A 23,923-nucleotide genomic window follows, 5' to 3' on the forward strand; every position below is an offset into this window, starting at 1 on the left:
GCTGCATGACATCAGGCGGAAGGCTTATTTCGACAGGCTCGCGCGCACGGTGAATTCCTGTTCCGCGCCGTCTTCGAATTCTTCATCGGCGAGTGCGTGCGCGGCGTGGAATTCCGACGAAAGCGGCTCGACCGGGTAACCGCGCCGCTCCCATGCATCGAGGCCGCCTCGAAGCGCATGCGCATGATAGATGTGCTTGTCGCGCAAGCGATTCACGATGCGTTTGGCCGTCACCTCGTTCGGGCACACGCAGTACACCACGATCGGCCGCCCGATCAACTCGGCTGGTAGCGCCTCGCTGGAATCGAGATTGAGCGGCCGTGCACCCGGAATACGATACGACTCCTTCTCGCGCACGGTCTGCGGCCGCGCATCGAAAACGACCGGCGGCGCCTCGGACTTCATCATCTCGTCGAGCTGATCGGGCGAAATGCGGTGCGTGGCGAGCCAATGCCGCAGTTGCAGACGGCGCAGCCAGCGATACGCGAGAAACAGCACGCCCGCGATCGCGAGCACGTCGAAAATGGTCCAGCCGTTGGCGCGCACGAACATCGCGAAGCGCGCAATCTCCGTGTGCAAGGCCGCTCCGCCAATCAGCCAGGTGCCGGCCCAAAGTGTTGCGCCTACCGCATCCCAGAGCAGGAAAATGCGCACATCCATCGTCGTGGTGCCCAGCAGCGGCGCGGACATGAGGCCCAGGCCCGGCACGAACTTCGCCACCGCAAGAATCGGCGCGCCGTGGCGCTCGAACACATTGCGCGCGACCCGGATCGTCGTGTCGAGCGACAACGAAAAGCGCACGAGCCCGTTGAGCAGGCGACGGCCCCGCATGCGGCCCGCCGTGAACCAGAGCGAGTCGGCGAACAAGGTCGCCACCACGGCGGCCAGCAGCAAACTTGCGTACGACGCCTCTCCGCCAGCCGCCATCGTGCCCGCCAGTATCAGCACCGGCGCAGCGGGAACCGGTACACCGAGTTGCGTGACGAGCACGCTGAGAAATACCGCCCCGGTGCCGAAATCGGGCGGGATGGCGGTAGGAAGAGTCCACATGGCGCAGTTTCCGGCTTGAAGCGGGCTGATAAGAAAGGAAACATCTGCGCCAAAACGGCGCAAGTACGGAGGTTACCGCAACTGGGCAGGTTCTTGCTTGGCAGTCGCCCGTTGACCGCGTACGCGAAACGGGTATCGATCAGTCCCCCGCTGGGGCTTTTCCTGCCCAACAGAGCTGCCGCAAGGCGTCGATTCGGTGCTACCCTCGAAGGCTGTTCTCCGTCGTTTTCCTTCAAGAAACATGCGTTACTGGCGTCTCGACCGGCCCGGACAATCTGGACAATCAGGTTCATCCGGCGCATTCGATCTGTCCCGCGTCACCGGCCTCGTGGCCGCGATCGGCGGCGGGGACGCCAACGCGCTCGCCACCGAAGTGTTGAATCTGCTCGGCCCGGCGACCTCGGTTTCGCAATGCACGGTATTCGCGTACGAATTCGGCAACCGGCCGCGCACGGTTTCGGTGGCGGACCATCGTGGCGGCCGTTTTCTGCGCGATGTCGCCGACACCTACGCGCGCCTCTTCTATGCGCTCGACGGCAATCAGCAGATCGTCACGGGCGACACCAACAATACGGGCAAGCCAGGCTCATCGCTCGTGCTGCACTGGCAGACGAGCGAGGACATCGCGCACGACGGCTACCGCCAGGCCTGCTACGCCACGCCGAATGTTTCCGATCGGCTCTCCCTGCTCATGCAGCCCGCCGCCGATATCTGGCTCAGCGTCAATCTCTATCGCGAGCGCGATGCCGGCAATTTCCAACCCGGTGAGGTGGAACTGGTCGAATCGCTCGCTCCCTTGATTGGCGAGGCCACGAAGCACCACTACGCGCTGCGGGGACAAAGCCAGTTGGGCATTCCGCAATTGATGCTCGCGCGTCTGCGAGGCCTCTGCCCCGATCTCTCGAAACGCGAACTCGACGCACTGCGCGGCGTGCTCGAAGGCCACAGCGCCGCAGAGATCGCCGACCACATGGGTGTGAAACCCAGCAGCGTCGTCACCTATCAGAAACGCGCCTATCAGCGCCTGGGCATTTCGAGCCAGCGCCAGCTTTTCGCGCTTTGCCTCGCCAACGACGCACGCTAGCCCGCCGTCCCGCCACACGCTCCAGCACGCCAGCGCTGTACCCAAAATGAGGACAGCGCCACGCCGCACGCGCGCCATACTCCCGGCAATGCCGCTGGATTTCCATCCGCGAACAATAATTTCCGATCGGAGACAACGCACGATGAGCGTCGATTTCAAGCCCTATCCCTTCGAGGCGAAGCAGTACGACGCCCGTGTTCCCGATTGCGTCGATGGCCGCGAAACGCAGCGCCACGCGGTCACGATCGTCGGCGGCGGGCCGGTGGGCCTCGCCATCGCCCTGGGTCTCGCAAAACATGGCGTGCGTTCGGTGCTGATCGAGGCCGACGAATCGGTGTGCCACGGCAGCCGCGCCATTTGCATTTCGCGCCGCAGCCTGGAAATCATCGAACGCCTGGGCGCACTCGACGGCTTTCTCGCCAAGGGGCTGCCCTGGGCCGGCGGGCGCAGTTTCTATCGTCACGACGAAGTGCTGCACTTCACGATGCCGCAGGACGAAAACCAGAAGCTGCCGCCGATGGTTAATCTCGCGCAATATCACATCGAGCAATTCCTGCTCGATGCGGCCGAGCGCCACGCTGACCTCATCGACATTCGCTGGCGTACGAAGGTGACCTCGGTGCAGCACGACGCGCAAGGCGCGACGCTGACGCTCTCGACGCCAGCCGGCGACTACACAGCGCAAACGGACTGGCTGGTCGCGGCAGATGGCGGACGCAGCACCGTGCGCGACGCGCTCGGCCTGAAACTCGCGGGCACGAGCTACGAAGGCCGCTATGTGATCGTCGATATCCTGCTCGACAGCGCGCGCCCCACGGAACGCCTCGCGTATTTCGATCCGGCGTCGAATCCCGGCTCGACCGTGCTCGTGCACAAGCAGCCCGACAACGTCTGGCGCATCGACTATCAACTGCGCGACGGCGAAGACGGGGAAGCGGCTGTCAAACCCGAAAACGTGATGCCGCGCGTGCAGAGCCTGCTCGACATGATGGGCGAAACGGCCGCGTGGTCGCCCATCTGGATCACGATCTACAAGGCCAATGCGCTCACGCTGGAGCGCTATCGTCATGGCCGCGTGCTGTTCGCGGGCGACGCCGCGCATCTCGTGCCGATCTTCGGCGTGCGCGGCGCGAATTCTGGCATCGACGACGCGGACAATCTCGCGTGGAAACTGGCCTATGTGATTCAGGGCCGCGCGAATGCAAGCCTGCTCGACAGCTATTCCGACGAGCGCGTGTTCGCCGCCCACGAGAACCTCAGCTACGGCACGAAGAGCACCGAATTCATGGCGCCGCCCTCGTTCGCGTTCGAGTTGATGCGCACGGCGGTATTGAGCCTCGCCACCCGGCATCCCGGCGTGCGCTCGCTGATCAACCCGCGCCAGACTTCGGCCATCTCGTACAAGGACTCCCCGCTCAATGCGGTCTCCGATCCGCTCGCGAGCGGCCCCGCGCCCGGCACGGTGCTGCCCGAATGCCCGCTCACGATCGTCGATGACAACGGTGCGCGCGAAGGCCACATGACCGATCTGATCGGCCCGCATTTCACGGCGTTTTATTTCAGTATCGACGGTGCGGTGCCGCCTGCCGTCGCTGCGCTCGAAACCGCGTGTGCCACGCCGCTCAAGCTCGTCCCACTCGCGCAGCGCGCGCCCGCAGACGTCACACGTCACTGCGGCTGGGACCACACGGGCCGGCTCTTTCCGATGTACGGCGCGGCATCGCGCACGCTCTATCTCGTGCGGCCGGACGGCCACGTGCTCGGCCGCTGGCAAGGCAGCGACACCACACTGGCACAGCATGCGCTCGACGCTCTCGATCACGCACTGCACGCGTAACGCACACCGTTGCGAACTCAACGATATCAACAGAACAGGACAGGAGAACGCCATGACCGACAGCGAACTCGACGCGGTCTACACGCGCTTGTGCAAGACCATGACCGAACTGGGCGAGGCCAATGCGCCGCTTTTTCTCGCGCGTTTCGCGCTGCTCGCCGTGGAGCGCATCGACGATGCACAGGCCGCGCTCGGTCTGATCGACGCGGCCCGCGACGAGATGCCGGTCTGACGCCTCGCGCATCGCCCGGGTTTCCGATCGTCAACGCCGTGCCGATTGCAGCAATCGCGCAAGACGCGAACGATTGCTGACCCCCAGTTTCTGAAACGACCGGTCGAGATGCGTGCGCACGGTCGTATAGGAAATACCCAGCCGCTCGGCGATTTCCTTGTCGAGCAACCCGTCGGCGGCCAAGGTGGCCACCTCGCGTTCGCGCCGCGTGAGGCGTGCGATCAGTTCGGTGACATCCGGCACCACCGCGTCAGCAGGTGGTGCCTTCACCAGACCCGCTTCGTGGCGTGCGCGGGCGAGCGCCGCCGTAAACGCCGGCCGGATCATGTCGAGCAAGGCCCGTTCGTGATCGGAAAAATTCTCCCGATGCTCGCCGCGCCAGATCCGCAGATCGCCCAGGTTCGCATCGCCCTCCCAGGCGAACAGATTCATGCCCCAGTAGAGCCCGTCACGGCGCAGAAAGTCGTTGAACAGTTCGGTACGCGCGAGTTCGTCGTGCGCGATCACATCGGTCACGCGCACAGCTTCGCGGTGAGGCTGCAGGCGCGGCGTCAGCGGATCGCGATACTGGAAATAGCGCTCGTAGTCCCCGAGATTGTCGGGCGACATATTGATGGCGACGCGGTTCGTGAAGATGCCCTGCGCGTCGTCCCACACGTAAGAGCCCAGAAAATCCGCGCGCAGCAGATCGAGCATGCGCCGCCCTACTTCGAGCCGAAGCACGTCCTCCGGCAACGTACGGTCGGCCAGCACCTTGAAGACGTCGGCGAGCAACGCCAGTTCGCGGCTTGTCAGATACATGCGCGGGGGGAAGTGCCTGCGTCGGAACGGCGGTTAAGGGGCGGCCAAAATCGTTATAGCTTATATAGCGAATTCGGCGACTACAAGGCAGCGTGCCGGCACGCAACACTGCGGGAAAATCAGGAGAATAAAGAAAAATGGGCGGCCGAGGCCGCCCACGAAAACACACGCCGGCTAGGTTTTCACGTCACCGGAGCTTGCATCCTACGCGATGAAGCACCTGTTGAAGTCCTCAATAAAGAGGACAAACGCGCATCGCATGCGAGCTTTTCGTCATGCATTGAGCATATGCCCTGAAACCGGTGCTTTTCGGGAAAACTTGCGAGGCAAAAATTTCCCATCGGCAACGAGCTATGCATGCAACCGGTAGCTTCGACCACCAACGTCGGCTCAGCTTACTGCACCACACGCGTCACACCGCGCCCGCGCGGATCGGCGGCCGCTTCAGGCGTATCGCCATCCACGCGGATAGCCTGGATGTCGCCATTGAAGTTCTGCCCCTTCAACGTATAGCCCTTGGCCTCGACGCTCTTCGCGAGTTCTCCGTCGATCGGCTCGTACGGCTCCCAGAAGATCGTGTTGGGCGGCAGCAGTTGATGGTGGAAGCGCATCGCGCCGACGGCGTCCTTCAACGGCATCTGGAAGTCGTAGATGTTGTTGATGACCTGGAAGATCGACGTGAAGATGCGCGAGCCGCCCGGCGTGCCGATCACGAGCGACACCTTGCCGTCCTTCGTGAGGATCGTCGGCGTCATCGAGGACAGCGGGCGCTTCTTCGGCGCGATGGCGTTCGCGTCGCTGCCGACCACGCCGAACATGTTCGGCACGCCCGGCTTCGCGGAGAAGTCGTCCATTTCGTCGTTGAGCACGATGCCCGCGCCCGGCACCACGACACCCGAGCCGAAGTAGCCATTGATCGTGTAGGTGTTCGACACGGCGTTACCCCATTTGTCGACCACCGAGAAGTGCGTGGTCTCGGCCTTTTCCGGCATCGAGGTGCCGAGGCCCGGTTGCACGCTCTGCGTGTCCGAGGGCTTGTCGGGATCGACGTCGGCGGCGCGTTTCGCAATGTAGGCATCGTCGGTCAGCTGCGCGACCGGCACCTTGTAGAAGTCGGGGTCGCCGAGATATTGCGCGCGGTCCGCAAACACACGCTTCTCGATCTCCGAGATCAAGTGGATGTATTGCGGCGAGTTGAGCGGCACGTCCTTGAACTGCGGCGCGAGATCGGCCTTCATCTTGAGCAGTTGCACGAGGCCCACGCCGCCCGAACTCGGAGGCGGCGCCGTGATCACCTCATAGCCGTTCCACTTCGCCTCGACCGGCTGACGCCAGACGGCTTTGTACTCCTGAAGATCGCGCTTCGTGATGAGGCCGTGGCCCTTCATCGAGGCCGCGATCAGATCGGCCGTCTTGCCGTCGTAGAAGTCCTTCGCCCCCTGATTGGCGATACGCGTGAGCACATTCGCCAGATCGGGCTGCTTGAAGGTCGCGCCCACTTTCATGTCGCCGAAATACTGGTCGAAGTTGGTCTTGCCGGCGAAATCCTTGGCCGAGTCGTCGCGACGCTTCGCCAGTTGCTCGTCGACGACGAAACCATCGCGCGCATAGTGAATCGCCGGTTGCAGCACCTGCTTCCAGGGCAGCTTGCCGAAGCGCTTTTGTGCTTCCCACATGCCCTCGACCGTACCCGGCACGCCCACGGCGTCGTAACCGTAGAGGCTCTTGCCTTCGATCACATTGCCCTTGTCGTCCTGATACATCGTGCGCGTGGCGGCCAGCGGCGCGCGTTCGCGATAGTCGAGAAAATACGGCTTGCCGTTCACGTAGAGCGTCATGAAACCGCCGCCGCCGATATTGCCGGCTTCGGGGTAAGTCACGGCCAGCGAGAACGCAATGGCGACCGCGGCATCGACGGCATTACCGCCTTCCTTGAAGATCTGCTCGGCGGCGTCGGCCGCGTATTTGTCGGCGACGGCGACCGCCGAAGCGGTCAGGATGGCGGGACGTTGTTGCGTGTCCTTGGCGAAGGCAGGCGTGGCTTCGAGAAAGCCCGCCGATAAAGCGGAAAGTGAAACAAGTGCGAGAGCGGCAGCGGAAATTTTCGTTCTATCAACCAGCTTCATTGAGCAACCTCCATGATTCGGTTCATCGTCTAACGCGTTCCTGGTCAGCTTTCACCGGGCTTGTGACCCGGCTTCCACGCTTATAGCACGCACGCCATACGTTTGCGATCCGGCCATCCGCCGATACCGATGATCCGCGCCGATCGACTGCGCCTCGCTCAAGCTTTGCCGCGCCGTCCGCGTGCGATCTCGTCGCCCGCGTTGGCGGGCAGGCGCAGCGTGACCGGAATCGATGCGACCGAGAACAGTCCGACCACGAAGAACGCCGGCCAGAAGTCGGACCACACAATGGTCGGATGCCCTTGTAGCCGATGCGAAACTTGCAGCACGATCCCCGCGATCGTCACGCCGAGGCCGAGCGACACCTGCTGGATCACGCTCGCCACGCTGGTGGCGCGGCCAATGTCCTTGCTGGGGATATCCGCATAAGCAAGCGAATTGAGGCCCGTGAATTGCAGCGACGGAAAGATGCCACCCGCCAGCACGACGAGCCAGATCAGCCATATGGGCGTACTGGGCGAGAACAGTCCATACACGGCAATGGCTGCGCCCGCGAGCGCGGCATTGACGATCAGCGTGCGACGAAAGCCGAAACGACCCAGCACGCGCGAGACGATCGACTTCATGAAGATCGAGCCGAACGCCGACGCGCAGGTGATCGCCCCCGAGGCGAACGCGGTCATGCCGAGCCCTTCCTGCAGCGCGAGCGGCAACAGGAACGGCACCGCGCCGAGTCCGATACGAAACAGCGAGCCACCCGCGACGCTTGCGTTGAAACTCGGAATGCGCAGAAATTTCAGATCGAGAACGGGCCGTTCGGCACGCTGGGCGTAAAGCCAGTAGATGCCCAGCAGGAGCGCACCGATCACGCACATCGTCACGGCTTTCCCATTGGAAACCAGTTCGCCGCCCACGAGCGAAAGCCCCAGCATGAACAACGAAGCGCCGCCCGCCGAGAGCAGAAAACCGGTCCAGTCGAGCGGGCCGGGATGCTCCTCGTGCATGTTCGCGATATGCCGGTTCGCCAGCCAGATGCCAAGCACGCCAATCGGAATGTTGACGAAGAAAATCAGCCGCCAGTGCAGATACGTGGTGATGAAGCCGCCGAGCGGCGGCCCCACGACAGGACCGAGCAGTGCGGGCACGGTCAGATAGTTGATCGCGCGAATGAAGTCCGATTTCGGCAGCGAGCGGAAGATGATGATGCGCCCCACCGGCACCATCATCGCGCCGCCAATACCCTGCACGAAGCGCGCGGCCACGAACATTTCGAGCGAACGCGAAGCGGCGCACAGCAGCGAGCCTGTCATGAAGATGCCGATAGCCGTGCGGAACACATTGCGTGAACCAAAGCGATCGGCCACCCAGCCGCAGATCGGAATGAACACGCCGAGTCCGATCACATAACTCGTGACGGCAAGCTTCAGGGTAATGGGATCCTGGCCGAGATCGCGGGCCAGCGCGGGCAGCGAAGTGACGATGACGGTCGCGTCCACGTTCTCCATGAACATCGAGCACGCGACAATGAGCGGAACGATGAAAGCGCCGAGGGCTAGTGGCATGGGCAGGAACGACTATCAGCGCGGCTGATGGCGTAAAGCTGCCATTATGGCACCGTGTTGCAGAAAGCGGGGCTTTGGCAACAGATGAAGCGGTGCGCTCGCATAGCCCGCACACGCCGCACAGGCGAGCGCCCATGCAAAAGGGCCGCCCTTTTCGACGGCCCTCGGCAAACTCACTTCACAACCGTTGATCGCTGTGCGATCACTCAGCCGTTTGCTGCAAGCGGCTCGCGACCGGCGTCAGTTGCGGCAGCACCTGTTCGGCAGCGCGCGTCACGTCGTTCGGGAAGTCGATCTCGATCCACGGTGCGCCCGTGACATCGGCCGTTTCGAATTCGGCGCCGCGCTCCAGCAGCAGATCGCGCAGGGCTTCTTCGTGCGGCAGGTTCGCGCGGCCCGTATCGACGTAGCCTTCCACGATCTGCGCAAAGCGGCGCGCCGTCGCTTCATTCAGGCGGAAGAAGCCAACCGATTCGCCGATGGTGTCGTATTGCAGGCCCACAGCCAGTTGCTTGCGCAGCTCGACGGGCACGCCGTCGCGCAGGCACAGCTTCACGGGCTCATCGCCGGCCTCGAAGTCGCGGTCGATCAGCAGACGGTTGGTCGGCGCCTCGCCAGCCACGAGCGGTGCGAACACGCGCTCGTCGTAAAGCACGTCGGCGTCCATCAGCAGCACGTCGCCGCCGCGCGTGAGCGCCTCGGCCGTGCGATGCACGGTCAGCACGCTGCCCAGATCGAAACGCGGGTTCATCACGACTTCGACCTTGTGCGGCCAGTTGATGCGCTTGAGTTCGGCTTCGACCAGTTCAGGCTGGAAGCCGAGCGCGAGCACGACCTCAGTGACGCCTGCCGATTCGAGCAACTGCAAATGGCGTTCGAGCAGCGACACGCCCTCGAATTGCAGCAGACATTTCGGAAACTGTTCTCCAGCGCGTTGCTGAAGGCGCAGGCCAAGGCCTGCCGCGAGAATGATGGCGCGCATGCGCAACGTTCCTTGGGAGAAAAAGGTCAATCGGCGATTTCGACAGCGGGGACACGCGGAGCGCGTCGGCGTTGCCAGCTACGTTCGCTGAAATGCAGATACAGAAGGCCCGGCAGACCGAGCACAATTTCGCGCGCGCGCTTGGTGAGCGAAAGCGCAAGCGCCGCCTCCGGCGGCAGGCCGACGAGCGGCGCGAGCAGCAGATAACCGCCCTCCTGCACGCCGAGCGAGCCGGGAATCGCAAAGGCCGCACCGCGGATCGCCTGGCCGATGCTTTCCAGCAGCAGCGCGTCGATCCAGCCAACCGGATGGCCGAGGAAGTGCAGCGCGAGCCACACCTCCGCCGTGCCCACAAGCCAGCCCGCGAGGCTCAGCGCGAAGCTGGCCGCCGCGCGGCCGCGCTCGGCGTAGAGTTCCTTCACGGCGGCGTCGATGGCGTCGGCACGCGTGGCAAGCGACGACCAGTCGCGCTTGCCGAACACTTTGGACGCAAGACGCAGCAGACGGCCGAACAGGCCGCGGCGCTGCGCCACGTAAAACAGGGCGATCATGCCGCCGAGCACGACCGTGGCGATCATCGCCGCGAGGCCGAGATCGCGCGGCGCGCCGTTGGCGGCGTAGGCGGAAAAGAGCGCGATGCCGAATACCGCGAACACGATCTGCGCGACGGCCTGCAACGTGGTGCTCACGGTGATGGCCGCCGCCGCGTCGCGCATGGCCATGCCGCGCTGCGCAAGCTGACGCACCATCGCGACCGGGCCGCCGATCTGGCCAGCCGGCAGCAGGCTGTTCACGGCTTCGCCGCTCCAGCGCGCGAGCAGCGCGTCGCGCTGATCGACCCGCTCGCCCTTGCGGAACATCACCGCGATCGCACCGGCGTCGAGCGCGAGCGGCACGATATGGAACGCCGCGACGAGCGCGAGGCCCCAGCCTGCAGCCGCGAGCGTGCTCGTGATCGAGCCGAGCCCCTGCCAGGCGAGCAATGCGATGAAGAGTGCCGTGCCGATCGACAGCAGCAGGATGGCGACACGACTCACGCCCGTTCTCCGGCCTTGCCGCCGCCGGAGCGGACGGACTGGAAAGCCTTGCGGAACACCTGCCGGAAGCCGAAGTACGCAATCGCGTCTTTCATGTTCGAGATGAAACGCCGCCACGGGCGCATGTTCGGGTTGGTCACGTATTCGAACGTGAGCGAAACGCGTACCTCCCCTTCGCGGCTCGGCGTGACGCGGTGGCGCAGCTTGTCGCCGTCGAACAGTACGAGCGCGCCCGGCGGGTATTGCACGGCGCCGGGTTCGTCGGGCTTGTTCTCGTCGCGCGTGTGCAACTCGTAGTCGAGAATGCACGACGAGTCGTCGATCACGCCCAGCAGCACCGTGTAGCGGCGGCCGTCGTAGTACGAGGTGTCGTAGTGCCAGCCGATGTGATCGCCCGCGCGCGTGTAGTAATACAGCGCATAGGCGTGAGGATCGTCCTCGGGCGAGAGCTGGAGCTTGTCGCCGGTGATCTTTTCGAGCCAGGCGAGCAGCTTCGGCGAGCGATACAGCTCGGCGATATACGGCTGGAGGCGGTCAATCGTATGACTGCTTACGCTGCCGCCAGCCTTATGGCCGGGGATGAAATTGCGGTTGACCTCGGGCATCAACGCATTCGCGGCGTCGATGAGCCGCTGCGTCGCGTCGGCGGGCAGGAATTCGGAGAGATACAGAAACGATCCCTGATTCACGTACTCGTCGCGCAGACGCGCCGAGTCCAGACCGCCCAGGGCGCGGCCAATCGAGGCGTCGGCCGCGCCTGCCGCTGCGGCGGACTGACCGCCCGCGCTGCGTGCACCGCCCATGACGACTTGTTCTTCTTCTGCTTGCAAACTCATCTGCTGATCCAAACCTGACTGGTTTCCTTGCCGGCCACGCGGCGCGTGACGCGCCAGTAATCGAACACCACATAGAGGGCGAACAGCGGCGCGCCAATGGACGCGGCCATGACGAAGGGCGACGCGATGCCGGTGAGCGTGACGAGCGGCAACAGATAGAGCACGTCTTCCGTCTCGAAGCCGCCGGCGAAGGCCTGCTGGGTGCCGGCCTTGCCCGCCATTTCCTCGATGCGCATGCGCAGGAAGAAGATTACCGCGACCGCCACCCCGGCGATAGCGCCCAGCACGGCAGGCGGCACGTGCCATTCGGCCGCAGTCGTGCCCGCCGCCTGCACACCGAGGCCGTAGCCCATGCCGAAGAACAGCAGGATCGTGGTGGCCGCATCGGCGGCGAGATCGTAGAAATGGCCGATACGACTGGTTTTCCCGCTGATTCGTGCGAGTTCGCCGTCGGTATGATCGACAAAATTCGACAAAACGATCAGAAATGCGCCAATATTGGCGTACAGAAAATCACCGCGCGCCAGATAGAAGGCACCGGCGAGGCCGATCAGCAGGCGCAGCGTGGTCAGATGATTCGGGGTAACGCGGGTTGAAACGAGCGGCGTCACGAGCCAGCGCGCCGCGCGCGCGTCCCATGTACGCGGCAACGGCACCGTTCGAGGTGTCGTTTTTACAGATTTGTCTTTTCCAGTCATAACCGGGAAATATATACGGCTTCCAGAAAACTTGCAGGGTTTCCTACAATTGGATCGGAATGAAAATGGAGATCGGGGTCAAAACAAACGATTCCAGCAAGTCGCCCGACGCAAGGCCGAGAGCACACTCGCGCGAACCCGCGTACAGTGCACCCCTTCGCACCGGCTCCGGCGTCGCGTCCACACGCGGCGCTGACGCTGCCCAATCGCCAGAATCCCGATGAAACGTCTTTCCCTCGCTGCCCTGCTGCTCGCGGCGCTGCCTTTCGTACCGCTTACCGGTCACGCCGCCGCGCTCGACGATTCCCTGACCTGCAAGGAGTCCGCCCACGACTTCATTTCGGGGCTCATCGATCAGAAACTGATCGATGGGAAACCCATGCGCGTCGAAAGCAACTCGATCAACGCCTTCTGGCCCGCGCACGGTCAGCGCATGACGGCCTACGGCTTCAGCGTGTTTGCGATCGTGGGTTTCCAGCAGAACGACCCGATCTTCAAGACCGGCGACGGCAAACCGATCGCCCGTTCGGCCTATGGTGCGGTGGTGGTCGGCACGCAGGCCAAGGTCCAGGCGGCGCTCGACGCGGTCGGCAATACCGCCATCGTCCATCACGCGGGGCCGCTCCTGACTGCCATCTTCTGCCAGCAGGACTGAGTTACCGCGTAACCGTTAGCGAACGTGAAACGGATCGGACCTGTTTCGCAGCCGCTTACTCGATACGCCCGAAGCCGCCTTCGGCCCACGATTCGGCGCGCGCCTTGGTCAGCTTGAAGTTGGGCGCGACGCGCACCTGCGCGATCTGTTCGCCGAAAGCGTCGAGCGCCGTGAGCACGGCGTAGGGCTCGTACTCGTCGGGCACGATGTCGAGCGTCACGTCGATATCGCCGTCGTCGGTACGCACGCCGAGCCGCTTGTGCATTAGCGCGCGCAGTTGCTGTTCATGGCGGCGCAGGACTTCCGACGCGGTTTTCACGAGCGTGTTGAACGCCGAGGTGTCGAGCGGCTTCGGATTCTTCTTGTCGCGGCCCATCGTCCAGGGTCCGACCAGCGCGGGCTCGGGCTCGCCGTCCTTGATCATCTCGACGGCCCAGCCGTCGTCGTCTTCGTTCTTGATCACGCGCGCCATCCAGCCGTCCTTGTGCCACAGGCGCGGCTCCTGAATCACGTCGGGCGAATGTGCATCGTCGGCGGTCGGATCGAGGGAGTCGTCGGGGGAGGTGGCGGAGGAGGCGTTGGTCATGTGGCGGGTTCCATCGGGTTCTGCGGGCCTGCCCGTTTTTTCACGGGCAGGGGCAGGATTTTACCCGCAAGCGCCGGGGCGGCGGTCACACCAGGCGCGCATGGCCGCTACGACGTGCGCGCGCAGGCCGCCAAAAATCCATCAGAAAGCGCCCTTCGAATCAGGATTTTAATGACCGAATAATGCCCGGAATTCAGGATTCAATCGAATGACTTTCGATTCTGGAATCACGCCAAACAGGTCCGCCATACGCGTGGCAAATTGTCTCATTTCGTTTTTCGCAATACTGTCTTTCGCGCATCAAATTGAACTAATAATGATTTTTGAGTGACGCAAAAAAAACGCGGCCCGAGAGCCGCGTAAAACAGATGAAAAAAGACCACCCTTGGTCAAGGGGTGAGCGAATTGTACCGCCACACTCGCCACGTGTAGATCGCATAATCTGGAACAGTACCTTTCAGAAAACAGCAGAAATATCCCGTAAAAATCACGCAATCACGCCAACTCTCCGCCGCACAATCGCTGCAAAGCCGTCGCACCTGCGCAACAAAATCTCGATTGTCACATTTTGTCGCATCTCTCACGATTAAGAAAAATACCTTTACAGGCAAACACTTACAGACATTAATTCGGTTATTACAATTTTCAGAAAGAATTGTTGCGTCGAACAAAAGCAATCAGCGGAATAGCCGGAATACACTTCGCTTCGAATCGTCAGACCACGGAAGCCATTGCCAGGCAATCGTATTCCGTGAGATTCCCAAGTACTGTCCGGAGTTAAAAAGCATGAAAAAAACCCTTATCCTCGCTGGCGTTCTCGGTGCATTTGCAATGAGCGCACACGCGCAAAGCAGCGTGACGCTTTATGGCTCGCTCGACGCAGGCCTCGTGTATGCCAACAACGCGGGCGGTCACAGCCTGTTTGCCCAAGGCAGCGGCGCAATGTCGAACAATTACTTCGGCCTGAAAGGCGCTGAAGACCTCGGCGGCGGCCTGAAGGCGATCTTCACGTTGGAAAGCGGCTTCAACATCAATAACGGCGGCTACAAGAACGGCGACAGCGGCTTCAACCGTCAAGCCTACGTCGGCCTGCAAAGCGACCAGTACGGCACCGTGACGCTCGGCCGCCAGTACGACTCGATGAACCAGTACCTCGCACCGCTCTCGGAAGCGGGCGCGGGCTTCGGCAACAACCTCGCGGGCCACCCGTTCGATAACGACAACTTCGCCCAGACGTTCTCGATCAAGAACGCGGTCAAGTACTCGAGCGCCAACTACTCGGGCCTCCAGTTCGGCGGCCTGTACGGCTTCTCGAACCAGGCTGACGGCTTCGCGAACAGCCGCGCATGGAGCGCGGGCGCGTCGTACACCAACGGCCCGCTGAACGTCGCGGCCGGTTACCTGCAACTGAACAACTCGGGCACCGTGGGCGGCAACACGAGCGGCGCGGCCTCGGCTGACCAGAACATCTCCGCACGCCAGCAACGCACTTTCGGCGCCGGCGCGAACTACACCTACGGCCCGGCGCAAGTCGGCTTCGTGTGGTCGCACTCGCAGATCGACGGCTTGCAGAGCCTCTCGAGCGGCGGCACGACGCTCGCCGGCGTGAGCGGCCTGAACCTGCACATGGACAACTTCGAACTGAACGGTGCTTACCACCTGACGCCGGCACTCGCCTTCGTCGGTTCGTACACGTTCACCGATGGCACCGTGACCGGCACGGGCAACGGCGACCAGAGCCCGAAATGGCACACGGTCATGATCGGCACCGACTACTCGCTGAGCAAGCGCACCGACGTCTATGTCGCGGGCGTGTACCAGCACGCATCGGGTTCGATGGGTGTGAACAGCTCGGGCCAGGCGATCGCGAACGTCGCTGCGATCAACACGCTGTCGCCCTCGTCGACCAACAACCAGATCGCCGCAACGGTCGGTCTGCGTCACCGCTTCTAAAGCGCATCGACGCGTGCCTCGCGGCGCGCGTCGTCGGGCAGGCGGCGCAATCCGCCGTCTTGCCCGGCTCCCGCAAAACGCACCTGTGGCACGACCGCACGTGCGTTTTTTTTCGTGCGTTTCCCGCGAGTTTTCCCGATTTCGTATCGGCAACTTTTGTCGTTCGAGCGAATGCGCGCTAGCGCTCGCGCCGTTGCATCTTTTTACGTCTGCATGGGCCTGCATCGACGCACGCGTGCGTATACTTCGAAGCACGTGTCCCGCATCGCGCCTCGCGTTGCGACGCGCTTCGCACTCGTCACGCCGCTCATGAAAACCCTCACGCAACGCCTCATCGCCGCCCTTCCGCTCGCACTCATCGCTGCCTGCGGATCGTCGCCTTCCACTACCGCCTCGAATGGCGAAACGATGATCTACGCGTCGTCGGCCCGCTCGCCTTCGTCGATCGCGAGTTGCCTCGAAGACCGCATTTCGAGCGTCCACGAATCGCGTAATGGCGAGGCGATGGAACTCTCGGTTGGATCACGTTCGGACGCCTCGTACTTCGTTACGCTCACACCGAATGGCTATGGTTCGGTGATCCGTGTGACGCATGGTGCGTCGAGCTCCGACGATCCGCCTGAAGCCGAATTGCGCTTCGATGTAGCGCGTTGCACGACTTAATTTCTTCTGTTGCAACTAACGACAGCTCGCGAGAGAAAATCTCGCGAAAAGCCCCTGTCACGATGTCGTCACATCTGCGAAGATTGCGCCCTCTCTGGATTTTGCACGACATCGCTTCATGGCATCTGGGTCCGCACATCACGCCACCGGCTGGGCCGCCGGTGTCATCGCCGCAGCCATCGTTACACATGCGGGAGCGGATACCCCCTGGCACCTCGCGGCCGCTTTATCCTTCATCGCAGGTGTCGCGGGCGGCACGGCGCCCGACTGGTTAGAAGTCGCCTGGTGGCGCAAGAAGCGCAAGCTCTGGATCACGCATCGCACGCTCACGCATTGGGGCATCGGCTGGGTCGGCATGTTGCTGTGGTCTTATCACGAACTGGGGCATCTGCTGATCGCTGCGCCGGTCTTTGGCTTTGCGTGTGGCGGCGTCATGCACCTGTTCGCCGACTGGCCGAACCCGCTCGGCGTGCCGTGGATCGCACGGCGGCATTCATTGAATCTGTGGCGCAGCGGCCGATGCGATCTGATCGTGATCGCGGCGTCATGGGTTGCCGCGTGGTTCTTCGCCGTGCATGGCGTGCCGCATAGCTGGTCGTTCGAGTCATTGCGGCGGCTGGTCTCATGATTGGCAATCCGAATTAATTCACAGGAAAACAAGGGGGCGGCGCTTGACTGCGCCGCCCCCTTGTTTTCGTCTCACCCCGTCGATCAGTCGAGCGAGAAGTCGATGCCTTGCGCAAGCGGAAGCGCCGACGAATAGTTGACCGTGTTGGTCGCGCGGCGCATGTAGCCCTTCCATGCGTCTGAGCCCGATTCGCGGCCGCCGCCGGTTTCCTTTTCGCCGCCGAACGCGCCGCCGATTTCCGCACCGCTCGGCCCGATATTCACGTTCGCAATGCCGCAATCGCTGCCCGATGCCGACAGGAAACGTTCGGCCTCGCGCAGATCGTTTGTGAACACACACGACGACAGGCCATGCGCCGCGCCATTGTTCGCTGCGACGGCTTCGTCGAAGTCTCGGTATTTCATGACGTAGAGAATCGGCGCGAAGGTTTCCTTCAGGACGATCGCGCTCTGCGCGGGCATTTCCACGAGCGCGGGACGCACGTAGTAGCCGTTGGCCAGACCCTCGACCTGAACACGCTCGCCGCCCGTCACTGTGCCGCCTTCGGCACGCGCCTGTTGCAGCGCGGATTGCATGCGCTCGAACGCGTGGGAATCGATCAGCGGCCCCATCAAGGTGCCCGCCACCAGCGGGTTGCCGATCGGAACCTTGGCGTAGAGTTGCTTGAGCCGCTCGACGGTCGCGTCATAAACACTCTCGTGCACGAACAGGCGCCGTAGCGACGTACAGCGTTGCCCTGCCGTGCCAACCGCGGAAAAGAGTATGCCGCGCAACGCGAGTTCGCGATCGGCGGTAGGCGCCACGATGCCCGCGTTGTTGCCGCCGAGTTCGAGAATGGAGCGGCCGAAGCGCTGCGCCACGGCCACGCCGACGGCCCGGCCCATTTCTGTGCTACCCGTCGCACTCACGATCGCCGCGCGCGGATCGGCCACGAGCTTCGCGCCGATGTCACGTCCGCCGATGACGAGCGAAGTGAGGCCTTCAGGCGCATCGCCGAATTCACGCACGGCGTCGTCCATGATCTTCTGCACGGCCAGCGCCGTGAGCGGCGTTTTCTCCGAAGGTTTCCAGATCACCGGGTTGCCGCAGACCAGCGCGAGCGCCGCGTTCCACGACCACACCGCCACCGGAAAATTGAACGCCGAAATCACAGCGCACACGCCCAGCGGGTGCCAGCTTTCAGCCATGCGATGGCCCGGACGCTCGGACGCGATCGTCAGACCATAGAGTTGCCGCGAGAGACCGACCGCGAAGTCGCAGATATCGATCATCTCCTGCACTTCGCCCAGCCCTTCCTGGAGGATCTTGCCCGCCTCCAGCGAGACGAGGCTGCCCAGAGCCTGCTTGCGCGCACGCAGCCGCTCGCCCAGCAGGCGCACGAGTTCGCCGCGACGCGGTGCGGGCACATTGCGCCACTGGAGAAAGGCTGCGTGCCCTCGCGCCAGCGCCGCGTCGACATTTGGCGCCGACTGGCTTGCCACCCGCCCGATCACTTCGCCGGATATAGGCGATCTCACCTCGATGTCACCCGACCCGGCCTCTTCTGAGATGCCGAGGTCAGCAAGAATGCGTGTTGCGTCCATGACCGATCCTTTATTTCCGATAAGAAACAAACTTTGGTGGACCGACTATACACGGGGGCCGATGGCGCATCAAGACGGGAAAGACCGAACGCTTCCGATGCCTTGGAACGTCCATGTGACGGGAATCAACCGGCTTATCTTCAGCCAGCGAGGTTCGAATTGGAGCCTCGCAGCGGATGTTTCCTTTAAGAAACACAGCGGCCATAACGCGTGTTTCCGATCAGAAACAAAGAGCTCCGCGATGCGCCAAAGGTGCGCCACGAATGCAAAGGGCCACCCGGCACACCGGGCAGCCCTTGTGAGTTCAGCGGAAGTTTCCTGAGAGAAACGTCGAAGCTCAAGGCCTCGGCATCAGAGAGCGGCGGCCGCATGCTCTAGCGCCGCCGTTATCCTTCGACATCAGCCGCCTACGACTCTTGCACGCATTCAGCGCGGCCCATGCGGTGCCCAATGATCAACCCTGCGTCATAGGCGGATTCGAGCGCGCGACCGACGTCATCCGAACTCACCAGGTGGAGGTCGGCGGTTTGCTTGCCCGTCAGCTCAAAGCGCTCGACACCGAGCGTTCGTCGTGAAATGGCCAACAGTAATTCGAGACGTTCGTCGCGCATTTTCTTCTCCTTGCTTGATTTTCATCATCAAAATCAATACTAAGCACCACCATATGGTTCGTCACGTGACCCTGCGACGCATATCGAGGCTCTACTCAAATCCTTACTGTATTGAAAGACAACTCTGACGACGACAAGATCCAGGTCAATCTTCAAGGATTGTTAATTCGGAGCGTTAAACGGCCTGCGTGCGACAAAATAGCCCCGAAAACCGCACGAAACTGCGAATTCGATTGCAAACGTTAGCCATTCGGCCGAGGTTTCCGAAAAGCGACGCTTTGCTATGATCGGAAACGTGCCAGAACACCTGCCCTCTTCTTCACGCTTATGGACACCACGCTCACGCAATCGGCTGCCTCATCGACCGCGGACCTCGGCCGCCGCGTCCGCGCTGCGCGCCTCACGCAGGATCTGACGATCGAACACGCCAGCCGCGTATGCGGGGTGTCACGCTCGACCTTGTCGAAGATCGAAAACGGGCTGATGTCGCCCACGTTCGACGTACTGCAAAAGATCGTCGCCGGCTTGAAGATCGACCTGGGCGAGTTGTTCGGCTCCACGCCGAAGCTGGATTTCGGCGGCCGCCGCGCACTCACGCGACGCGGCGCGGGCAAGCCACATGCGTATCGCGGCTATGAGATGGAGGTGCTGGCCACGGAACTCGCGCACAAGGCCATGCTGCCGTTCCTCGTGCGTATCACGGCGCATTCGGTCGACGCATTCGACGACTGGGGGCGTCACGAGGGCGAGGAATTCATCTATGTGATCAGCGGCAGCGTTTGCCTGCATACCGAGCTCTATACGCCTACCCAACTGGAGGCCGGCGACAGTTTGTACTTCGACAGTCGCACCGGCCACTACGCCGTGTCCACGAGCAAGGAAGACGCCGTGGTGCTCTGGATGTCCACCGGCGAGACCGTTCCGGGCGAGCAAGACGTTGCCGGGGCCGAAACGGCCCCGCCCGCCACCGCCAAACCGAAACGTTCCAGAAAGAAACTTTCGGCTGCGTGAGCGTCAGCGCGCGTCAGACATCGCGCTTCGCTTTCCCCCGCGAACGCCCTTTTTTCGCTGCAACGGCAGCCTGAGATCCGGCACGCTCCCGCGCCGCCTGCCTCACGGCGTCCATTAATGCACGCCCCGCCGCCGTCGGCTGCGTATCGGTGCGCTGAATCAGGCCGACGGGTTCCTCGCCGCCCGCGCTCGGCAACGGCAAGCGCACCAGTGTGCCTTCGCGCAGATCGTATTCGACCGCGCCCGACGGCACGAACCAGACCGCGTCGTTCTCCAGCGCCAGCGCGCGCCCAACGGAAACCGACAGCAATTCGACGAACGAGGTCAGCGGCGGCGCGCCCCACGCCGCCAGCAGACTGTCCGCCGCCTGGCGGATCAAGGTGCCGAAGGGCGGCAACACCAGCGGGAACTGCGTGGGAAACTGCGCGAGCGGCAGCGCCGCGCCCGTTTCCTGCACGAGCGGATGGCCGCGGCGCACGACCACCGCGAGCGGCTCGTTATAGAGCTGTTCGAAGCTCAGACCCACCATGCGCTCCGGGTCCGCGAGCCGCCCGACCGCGAAGCTGATCGCCCCCGCCTTCAGCAGTTCGAGCAATTCCGCATTGGCCCCCGTCACCAGCCGCACGCTCACGCGCGGCCAGTCGCCGTTGAAGCCGCGCAACGCGCCGGGCACGAGCGCAGTCGCCACGGTCGGCAGCACGCCGATATCGAGCGTCGCCGCGACCGCCCCTTCCTCGCGCGCGAGCAAGGCCACGCCCTGGCGCAACGCGCTCACACAGGCGCTCGCATGCGGCATGAAAAGCTGCCCCTCGCGCGTGGGCACGGCTCCATGCCGGCCGCGCTCGAACAGCTTCACGCCGAGCGCGGCTTCGAGTTCAGCGATCGTCTTGGAAACGGCGGGCTGGGTAATCGACAGGCTCTCGGCCGCCTGCTGCACGCTGCCAAACTGCGCAACCGCAAGAAAGCACTGGAGATGGCGAAATTTGACGCGGGAATCCGCAAGCCGGTTTTGCATAACGATTGGTTATACGAGACGCGATAAAACGTCATTTTGCATAACTTTTCGGATTGGATAAAGTGGCTGCATGCACGGAGCGCGACCTTGCGCCACGCTGCAAGAAAACTTCTTCCCACAAATCCTGCCAGGAGACACCCCACCATGGACGAGTCCATCCTGTCGCCGCGCGACTTCGATTCGCATCCGGCGTTCGTCTATCCGCCGTATCGCTCCTCCGTCAAACGCGGCCCGACGCTGCCGATGATTCCCCTCAAGGAAAAGCTGCGCAATCTGCACGCGCCCGTCTATGGCGCGGAAGATCTCGGCGCGCTCGACCATGATCTGACGCGTAACGCAGCCCGTAATGGCGAACCGCTCGGCGAGCGCATCATCGTCACCGGTCGCGTGCTCGACGACGGCGGCAAGCCGGTGCGCAACACGCTCGTGGAAATCTGGCAGGCCAACGCAGCGGGGCGTTACGTCCACAAGCAGGACCAGCACGATGCGCCGCTCGATCCGAACTTCCTCGGCGCAGGCCGCTGCGTGACCGACAACGAAGGCCGTTATCGCTTTCTTACGATCAAGCCGGGTGCATATCCCTGGGGCAACCATCCCAACGCATGGCGCCCGCAACATATTCACTTCTCGCTGTTCGGTGACTACTTCGGCTCGCGTCTCGTGACGCAGATGTATTTCCCCGGCGACCCGCTGCTCGCGTTCGACCCGATCTATCAGGGCACGCCCGAGCAGGCGCGTGAGCGCATGATTTCGCGCTTCTCGCTCGATACCACCGAAGACAGCTACGCACTCGGCTACGAATTCGACATCGTGCTGCGCGGCCCGAACCAGACCCCCACGGAGCGTTGATCATGGCACTCAAGGAAACGCCCTCGCAGACCGTCGGCCCGTACTTCGCCTACGGCCTCTGCCCGCAGCAGTACAACTTCGACTTCAAGAGCCTGTTTACGGCTGAACTGGCCGGCTCGAAGACGCCCGGCGAGCACATCACGCTGATGGGTCATGTGATCGACGGTGACGGCAAGCCCGTGTTCGACGCGATGCTCGAGTTCCAGCAGGTCGACGCCGAAGGTCACTACCCCGAGTCGCGCGAGCAGATCGCCGCATCGGGCTTCCGCGGTTTCGCCCGCGTGGGCACCGGTACGGATCCCGAGCAGCGCTTTATCGTGCGCACGGTGAAACCGGGCAGCGAAAACGCTGGCGAGGCACCGCACATCAATGTGATCGTGATGATGCGCGGCATGCTCACGCACACCTTCACGCGCATTTACTTCGAAGACGAAGCCGCCGCCAATGCAGCCGATCCGGTGCTGGCCTCGGTCCCCGAAGCGCGCCGCAATACGCTGATCGCACGCCGCACCGAACAGGCCGGCAACATCGTCTATCACTTCGACATCCGCATGCAGGGCGAAGGCGAAACGGTGTTTTTCGATCTGTAATTGAGGTACACGTTCCGCGCGGCCCGATCGATTCGATCCATGACTTTTGCGTGTACTTTCACGCGCCTTTCATGAGCCGGCCCTAAAATCGCCGTCACTGCGATCTGATCGCGGAACTCCGAGCTGTACCTTGATGAAGCCTGCCTTGAGCAGGCTTCTTTTTTGGTGAAGCGGATTTCGATCAGCCGAACGGACGCACGCCGATCAGCAGGCCATGAAGCCAGAACGCGAACACCGCCCACGCCACGAGTCCGATGACGACGACCAGCGCATCGCGCGCGGCCGTGCCTGCTGGGTAGACGACCCCGGCTTCACGGTCGCGCCTGCGCCCCGCGCGAACCTCGAACAGCGCCCAGACGAGAAAAACAAGGAAGAGCAGCATCGCGTGGAGCGTGCCGTTGTCGAGCAGATGCGCGAACGCCCAGAGCGCCACGCCGCTCACGAACGGCTGGCCGAGCACGCGCTTGATGTGGTTGCCCGGCACGTAGGCCGCCGTCATCATCACGAAGGCAATAGCGGTCAATAGCGCGGTCACATGCGCCATGCCGAAGGGCGGGAGCCAGATGGGCACGGGATAGCGCCGCGCGAGGCCATAGCCCCAAACCGTCAGCACGATGCCGAGAATCGAGAGAAGCGCGAAAACGCCCCGCCACGCGGCAAAGCCGAAACGCTCGATCTGCGCGGCGCGCCACGGCGCCGCCACGACGCGGATCGAATGCACGCCGATGAAGAGCACGAGACCCACGACCAGTAACGCCATCTACGCCTCCTTGCAGCACAAGCCGCAATGAGCACGATTATCGCGCGGATCGCACAACGAGGGCCCGAGCGTGTTTAAACCGCTTCAGGTCAAACCGGGACGTGCGCCAGGCGAAGCGCCATTGATTAAATGGGCAATATCCGCTGAAAGGTATTTTAAAACACCGCTAAAAAATACCGGAAAAGATGCTAATGGCCAAACCTATGTCTGGCAAAGAACAGACTGCTTTTTTGAGCCGCCGTGCGCTAGGCGGGGCTCGCTCCGCTAGCAGCGGAAATGCTCGATATCCTGACCTGCATGCTTATAACGCAACAACCAGCTCGGCATATCGCCTTCTCCATTCCAGGAGTTGCCATATGCGTCGCGATACTTCGGTAGCCGTTCGCTTTCCGCAATTGATGATTCAAGATCTTCGAGCGTAATGCCGTACTCGTCCATGCGGCGTTTAATCCACAGGATGAGCCGTTCGCGCGCCTCACTGTCGAGGTCGAACATCGGTTAATTCCTCTCGCATCGCCAAGGGCCAGGTGCCGATCGATATCGAATCGTCTGCCCTGAAAAGACAAAGGCTTCGCCATTTGCCGCGAAGCCTTGCTGCACTGATGAGGTGACCAGGGGTGGTGTCCGTGGCCGGTTCGGAGGGGATCTGAGGTCCACTGCTCCGCTCGCCAGAATGTGCCGCAAAGGTGCGCGGCTGTTTGCTGCAAGCGGAACTCATGATACCTTGCCGCCGCCGCCCAGATCAAGCGATTTGACGCCTGCAAAGGCCATTTA

The 23,923-nt window shown here is 62.8% G+C and carries 24 protein-coding genes; 10 read left to right on the forward strand and 14 right to left on the reverse strand.

Going from position 1 to position 23,923, the window contains the following annotated elements; translation table 11 throughout:
- Positions 1 to 24 precede the first annotated feature (24 nt).
- Complete coding sequence (locus tag U5782_RS02170; protein WP_322042220.1) at positions 25 to 1,050, reverse strand: VTT domain-containing protein; 1,026 nt, start codon at positions 1,048 to 1,050, stop codon at positions 25 to 27.
- Positions 1,051 to 1,291: 241 nt separating this feature from the next.
- Here U5782_RS02170 and U5782_RS02175 point away from each other — a divergent pair, with 241 nt between their 5' ends.
- The 3 genes from U5782_RS02175 (at position 1,292) to U5782_RS02185 (ending at position 4,203) form a co-directional block, all read left to right on the forward strand.
- On the forward strand, positions 1,292 to 2,134 hold the full coding sequence (locus tag U5782_RS02175) for a helix-turn-helix transcriptional regulator (protein ID WP_322042221.1): 843 nt from the start codon (positions 1,292 to 1,294) through the stop codon (positions 2,132 to 2,134).
- A gap of 142 nt (positions 2,135 to 2,276) precedes the next feature.
- Positions 2,277 to 3,971, forward strand: coding sequence for an FAD-dependent oxidoreductase (locus U5782_RS02180; protein WP_322042222.1), 1,695 nt, complete (start codon positions 2,277 to 2,279; stop codon positions 3,969 to 3,971).
- Positions 3,972 to 4,023: 52 nt separating this feature from the next.
- Entirely contained in the window at positions 4,024 to 4,203 is a 180-nt protein-coding gene (locus tag U5782_RS02185) for a hypothetical protein (RefSeq protein ID WP_322042223.1), read from the forward strand.
- A 30-nt stretch (positions 4,204 to 4,233) separates the two neighbouring features.
- Here the strand turns inward: U5782_RS02185 and U5782_RS02190 are convergent, their stop codons facing one another.
- The 7 genes from U5782_RS02190 to U5782_RS02220 all read right to left on the reverse strand — a co-directional run bounded on the left by U5782_RS02190 (position 4,234) and on the right by U5782_RS02220 (position 12,245).
- Positions 4,234 to 5,004, reverse strand: a complete 771-nt coding sequence (locus tag U5782_RS02190) for a helix-turn-helix transcriptional regulator (protein WP_322042224.1) — start codon at positions 5,002 to 5,004, stop codon at positions 4,234 to 4,236.
- A gap of 395 nt (positions 5,005 to 5,399) precedes the next feature.
- The gene (gene ggt / locus U5782_RS02195) at positions 5,400 to 7,130 is read right to left on the reverse strand and encodes a gamma-glutamyltransferase (RefSeq protein ID WP_322042225.1); all 1,731 of its coding nucleotides are present in this window, start codon (positions 7,128 to 7,130) and stop codon (positions 5,400 to 5,402) included.
- Between the two features lie 158 nt (positions 7,131 to 7,288).
- Positions 7,289 to 8,692, reverse strand: coding sequence for an MFS transporter (locus U5782_RS02200; RefSeq protein ID WP_322042226.1), 1,404 nt, complete (start codon positions 8,690 to 8,692; stop codon positions 7,289 to 7,291).
- A 202-nt stretch (positions 8,693 to 8,894) separates the two neighbouring features.
- Entirely contained in the window at positions 8,895 to 9,674 is a 780-nt protein-coding gene (locus U5782_RS02205; RefSeq protein WP_322042227.1) for a phosphocholine cytidylyltransferase family protein, read from the reverse strand.
- A gap of 26 nt (positions 9,675 to 9,700) precedes the next feature.
- Positions 9,701 to 10,711 carry a flippase-like domain-containing protein gene (locus U5782_RS02210; protein ID WP_322042228.1) on the reverse strand — a complete coding sequence of 337 codons (1,011 nt, stop codon included), beginning with the start codon at positions 10,709 to 10,711 and terminating at the stop codon, positions 9,701 to 9,703.
- Positions 10,708 to 11,547 carry a 2OG-Fe(II) oxygenase gene (locus U5782_RS02215; RefSeq protein ID WP_322042229.1) on the reverse strand — a complete coding sequence of 280 codons (840 nt, stop codon included), beginning with the start codon at positions 11,545 to 11,547 and terminating at the stop codon, positions 10,708 to 10,710. The genes U5782_RS02210 and U5782_RS02215 overlap by 4 nt, the downstream gene beginning before the upstream one ends.
- A complete protein-coding gene (locus U5782_RS02220) occupies positions 11,544 to 12,245 on the reverse strand; it encodes a CDP-alcohol phosphatidyltransferase family protein (RefSeq protein WP_322042230.1) in 702 nt (233 codons plus the stop codon). Before U5782_RS02220 ends, U5782_RS02215 begins: the two co-directional genes overlap by 4 nt.
- Before the next feature lie 220 nt (positions 12,246 to 12,465).
- Here U5782_RS02220 and U5782_RS02225 point away from each other — a divergent pair, with 220 nt between their 5' ends.
- On the forward strand, positions 12,466 to 12,900 hold the full coding sequence (locus U5782_RS02225; RefSeq protein ID WP_322042231.1) for a hypothetical protein: 435 nt from the start codon (positions 12,466 to 12,468) through the stop codon (positions 12,898 to 12,900).
- A 55-nt stretch (positions 12,901 to 12,955) separates the two neighbouring features.
- Here the strand turns inward: U5782_RS02225 and U5782_RS02230 are convergent, their stop codons facing one another.
- Positions 12,956 to 13,486, reverse strand: coding sequence for a hypothetical protein (locus U5782_RS02230; RefSeq protein WP_322042232.1), 531 nt, complete (start codon positions 13,484 to 13,486; stop codon positions 12,956 to 12,958).
- Between the two features lie 786 nt (positions 13,487 to 14,272).
- On the opposite strand from U5782_RS02230, the gene U5782_RS02235 reads away from it, so the two are divergent.
- The 3 genes from U5782_RS02235 to U5782_RS02245 all read left to right on the forward strand — a co-directional run bounded on the left by U5782_RS02235 (position 14,273) and on the right by U5782_RS02245 (position 16,730).
- The gene (locus U5782_RS02235) at positions 14,273 to 15,439 is read left to right on the forward strand and encodes a porin (RefSeq protein WP_322042233.1); all 1,167 of its coding nucleotides are present in this window, start codon (positions 14,273 to 14,275) and stop codon (positions 15,437 to 15,439) included.
- A gap of 255 nt (positions 15,440 to 15,694) precedes the next feature.
- Positions 15,695 to 16,102 carry a sugar ABC transporter ATPase gene (locus U5782_RS02240; protein ID WP_322042234.1) on the forward strand — a complete coding sequence of 136 codons (408 nt, stop codon included), beginning with the start codon at positions 15,695 to 15,697 and terminating at the stop codon, positions 16,100 to 16,102.
- Between the two features lie 118 nt (positions 16,103 to 16,220).
- The gene (locus U5782_RS02245; RefSeq protein WP_322042235.1) at positions 16,221 to 16,730 is read left to right on the forward strand and encodes a metal-dependent hydrolase; all 510 of its coding nucleotides are present in this window, start codon (positions 16,221 to 16,223) and stop codon (positions 16,728 to 16,730) included.
- Positions 16,731 to 16,813: 83 nt separating this feature from the next.
- On the opposite strand, the gene U5782_RS02250 is transcribed toward U5782_RS02245, so the two are convergent.
- Together U5782_RS02250 and U5782_RS02255 are read right to left on the reverse strand one after the other, a co-directional pair.
- A complete protein-coding gene (locus U5782_RS02250; RefSeq protein WP_322042236.1) occupies positions 16,814 to 18,313 on the reverse strand; it encodes an aldehyde dehydrogenase family protein in 1,500 nt (499 codons plus the stop codon).
- 407 nt (positions 18,314 to 18,720) lie between these two features.
- A complete protein-coding gene (locus tag U5782_RS02255) occupies positions 18,721 to 18,924 on the reverse strand; it encodes a DUF6900 domain-containing protein (RefSeq protein ID WP_322042237.1) in 204 nt (67 codons plus the stop codon).
- Between the two features lie 327 nt (positions 18,925 to 19,251).
- Between U5782_RS02255 and U5782_RS02260 the strand changes: the two genes are divergently transcribed.
- Positions 19,252 to 19,935, forward strand: a complete 684-nt coding sequence (locus U5782_RS02260; RefSeq protein ID WP_322042238.1) for an XRE family transcriptional regulator — start codon at positions 19,252 to 19,254, stop codon at positions 19,933 to 19,935.
- Between the two features lie 13 nt (positions 19,936 to 19,948).
- On the opposite strand, the gene pcaQ is transcribed toward U5782_RS02260, so the two are convergent.
- Positions 19,949 to 20,950, reverse strand: coding sequence for a pca operon transcription factor PcaQ (gene pcaQ, locus U5782_RS02265; RefSeq protein ID WP_322042239.1), 1,002 nt, complete (start codon positions 20,948 to 20,950; stop codon positions 19,949 to 19,951).
- A 144-nt stretch (positions 20,951 to 21,094) separates the two neighbouring features.
- Here pcaQ and pcaH point away from each other — a divergent pair, with 144 nt between their 5' ends.
- The gene (gene pcaH / locus U5782_RS02270; protein WP_322042240.1) at positions 21,095 to 21,799 is read left to right on the forward strand and encodes a protocatechuate 3,4-dioxygenase subunit beta; all 705 of its coding nucleotides are present in this window, start codon (positions 21,095 to 21,097) and stop codon (positions 21,797 to 21,799) included.
- Complete coding sequence (gene pcaG, locus U5782_RS02275) at positions 21,799 to 22,389, forward strand: protocatechuate 3,4-dioxygenase subunit alpha (RefSeq protein WP_322042525.1); 591 nt, start codon at positions 21,799 to 21,801, stop codon at positions 22,387 to 22,389. The genes pcaH and pcaG overlap by 1 nt, the downstream gene beginning before the upstream one ends.
- 181 nt (positions 22,390 to 22,570) lie before the next feature.
- Here the strand turns inward: pcaG and U5782_RS02280 are convergent, their stop codons facing one another.
- Positions 22,571 to 23,149, reverse strand: coding sequence for an NnrU family protein (locus U5782_RS02280; protein ID WP_322042241.1), 579 nt, complete (start codon positions 23,147 to 23,149; stop codon positions 22,571 to 22,573).
- Between the two features lie 264 nt (positions 23,150 to 23,413).
- On the reverse strand, positions 23,414 to 23,644 hold the full coding sequence (locus tag U5782_RS02285; RefSeq protein ID WP_322042242.1) for an H-NS histone family protein: 231 nt from the start codon (positions 23,642 to 23,644) through the stop codon (positions 23,414 to 23,416).
- Between the last annotated feature and the right edge of the window lie 279 nt (positions 23,645 to 23,923).

This window comes from Paraburkholderia sp. J67, assembly GCF_905220265.1.
In the GTDB taxonomy this organism is placed as follows: domain Bacteria; phylum Pseudomonadota; class Gammaproteobacteria; order Burkholderiales; family Burkholderiaceae; genus Paraburkholderia.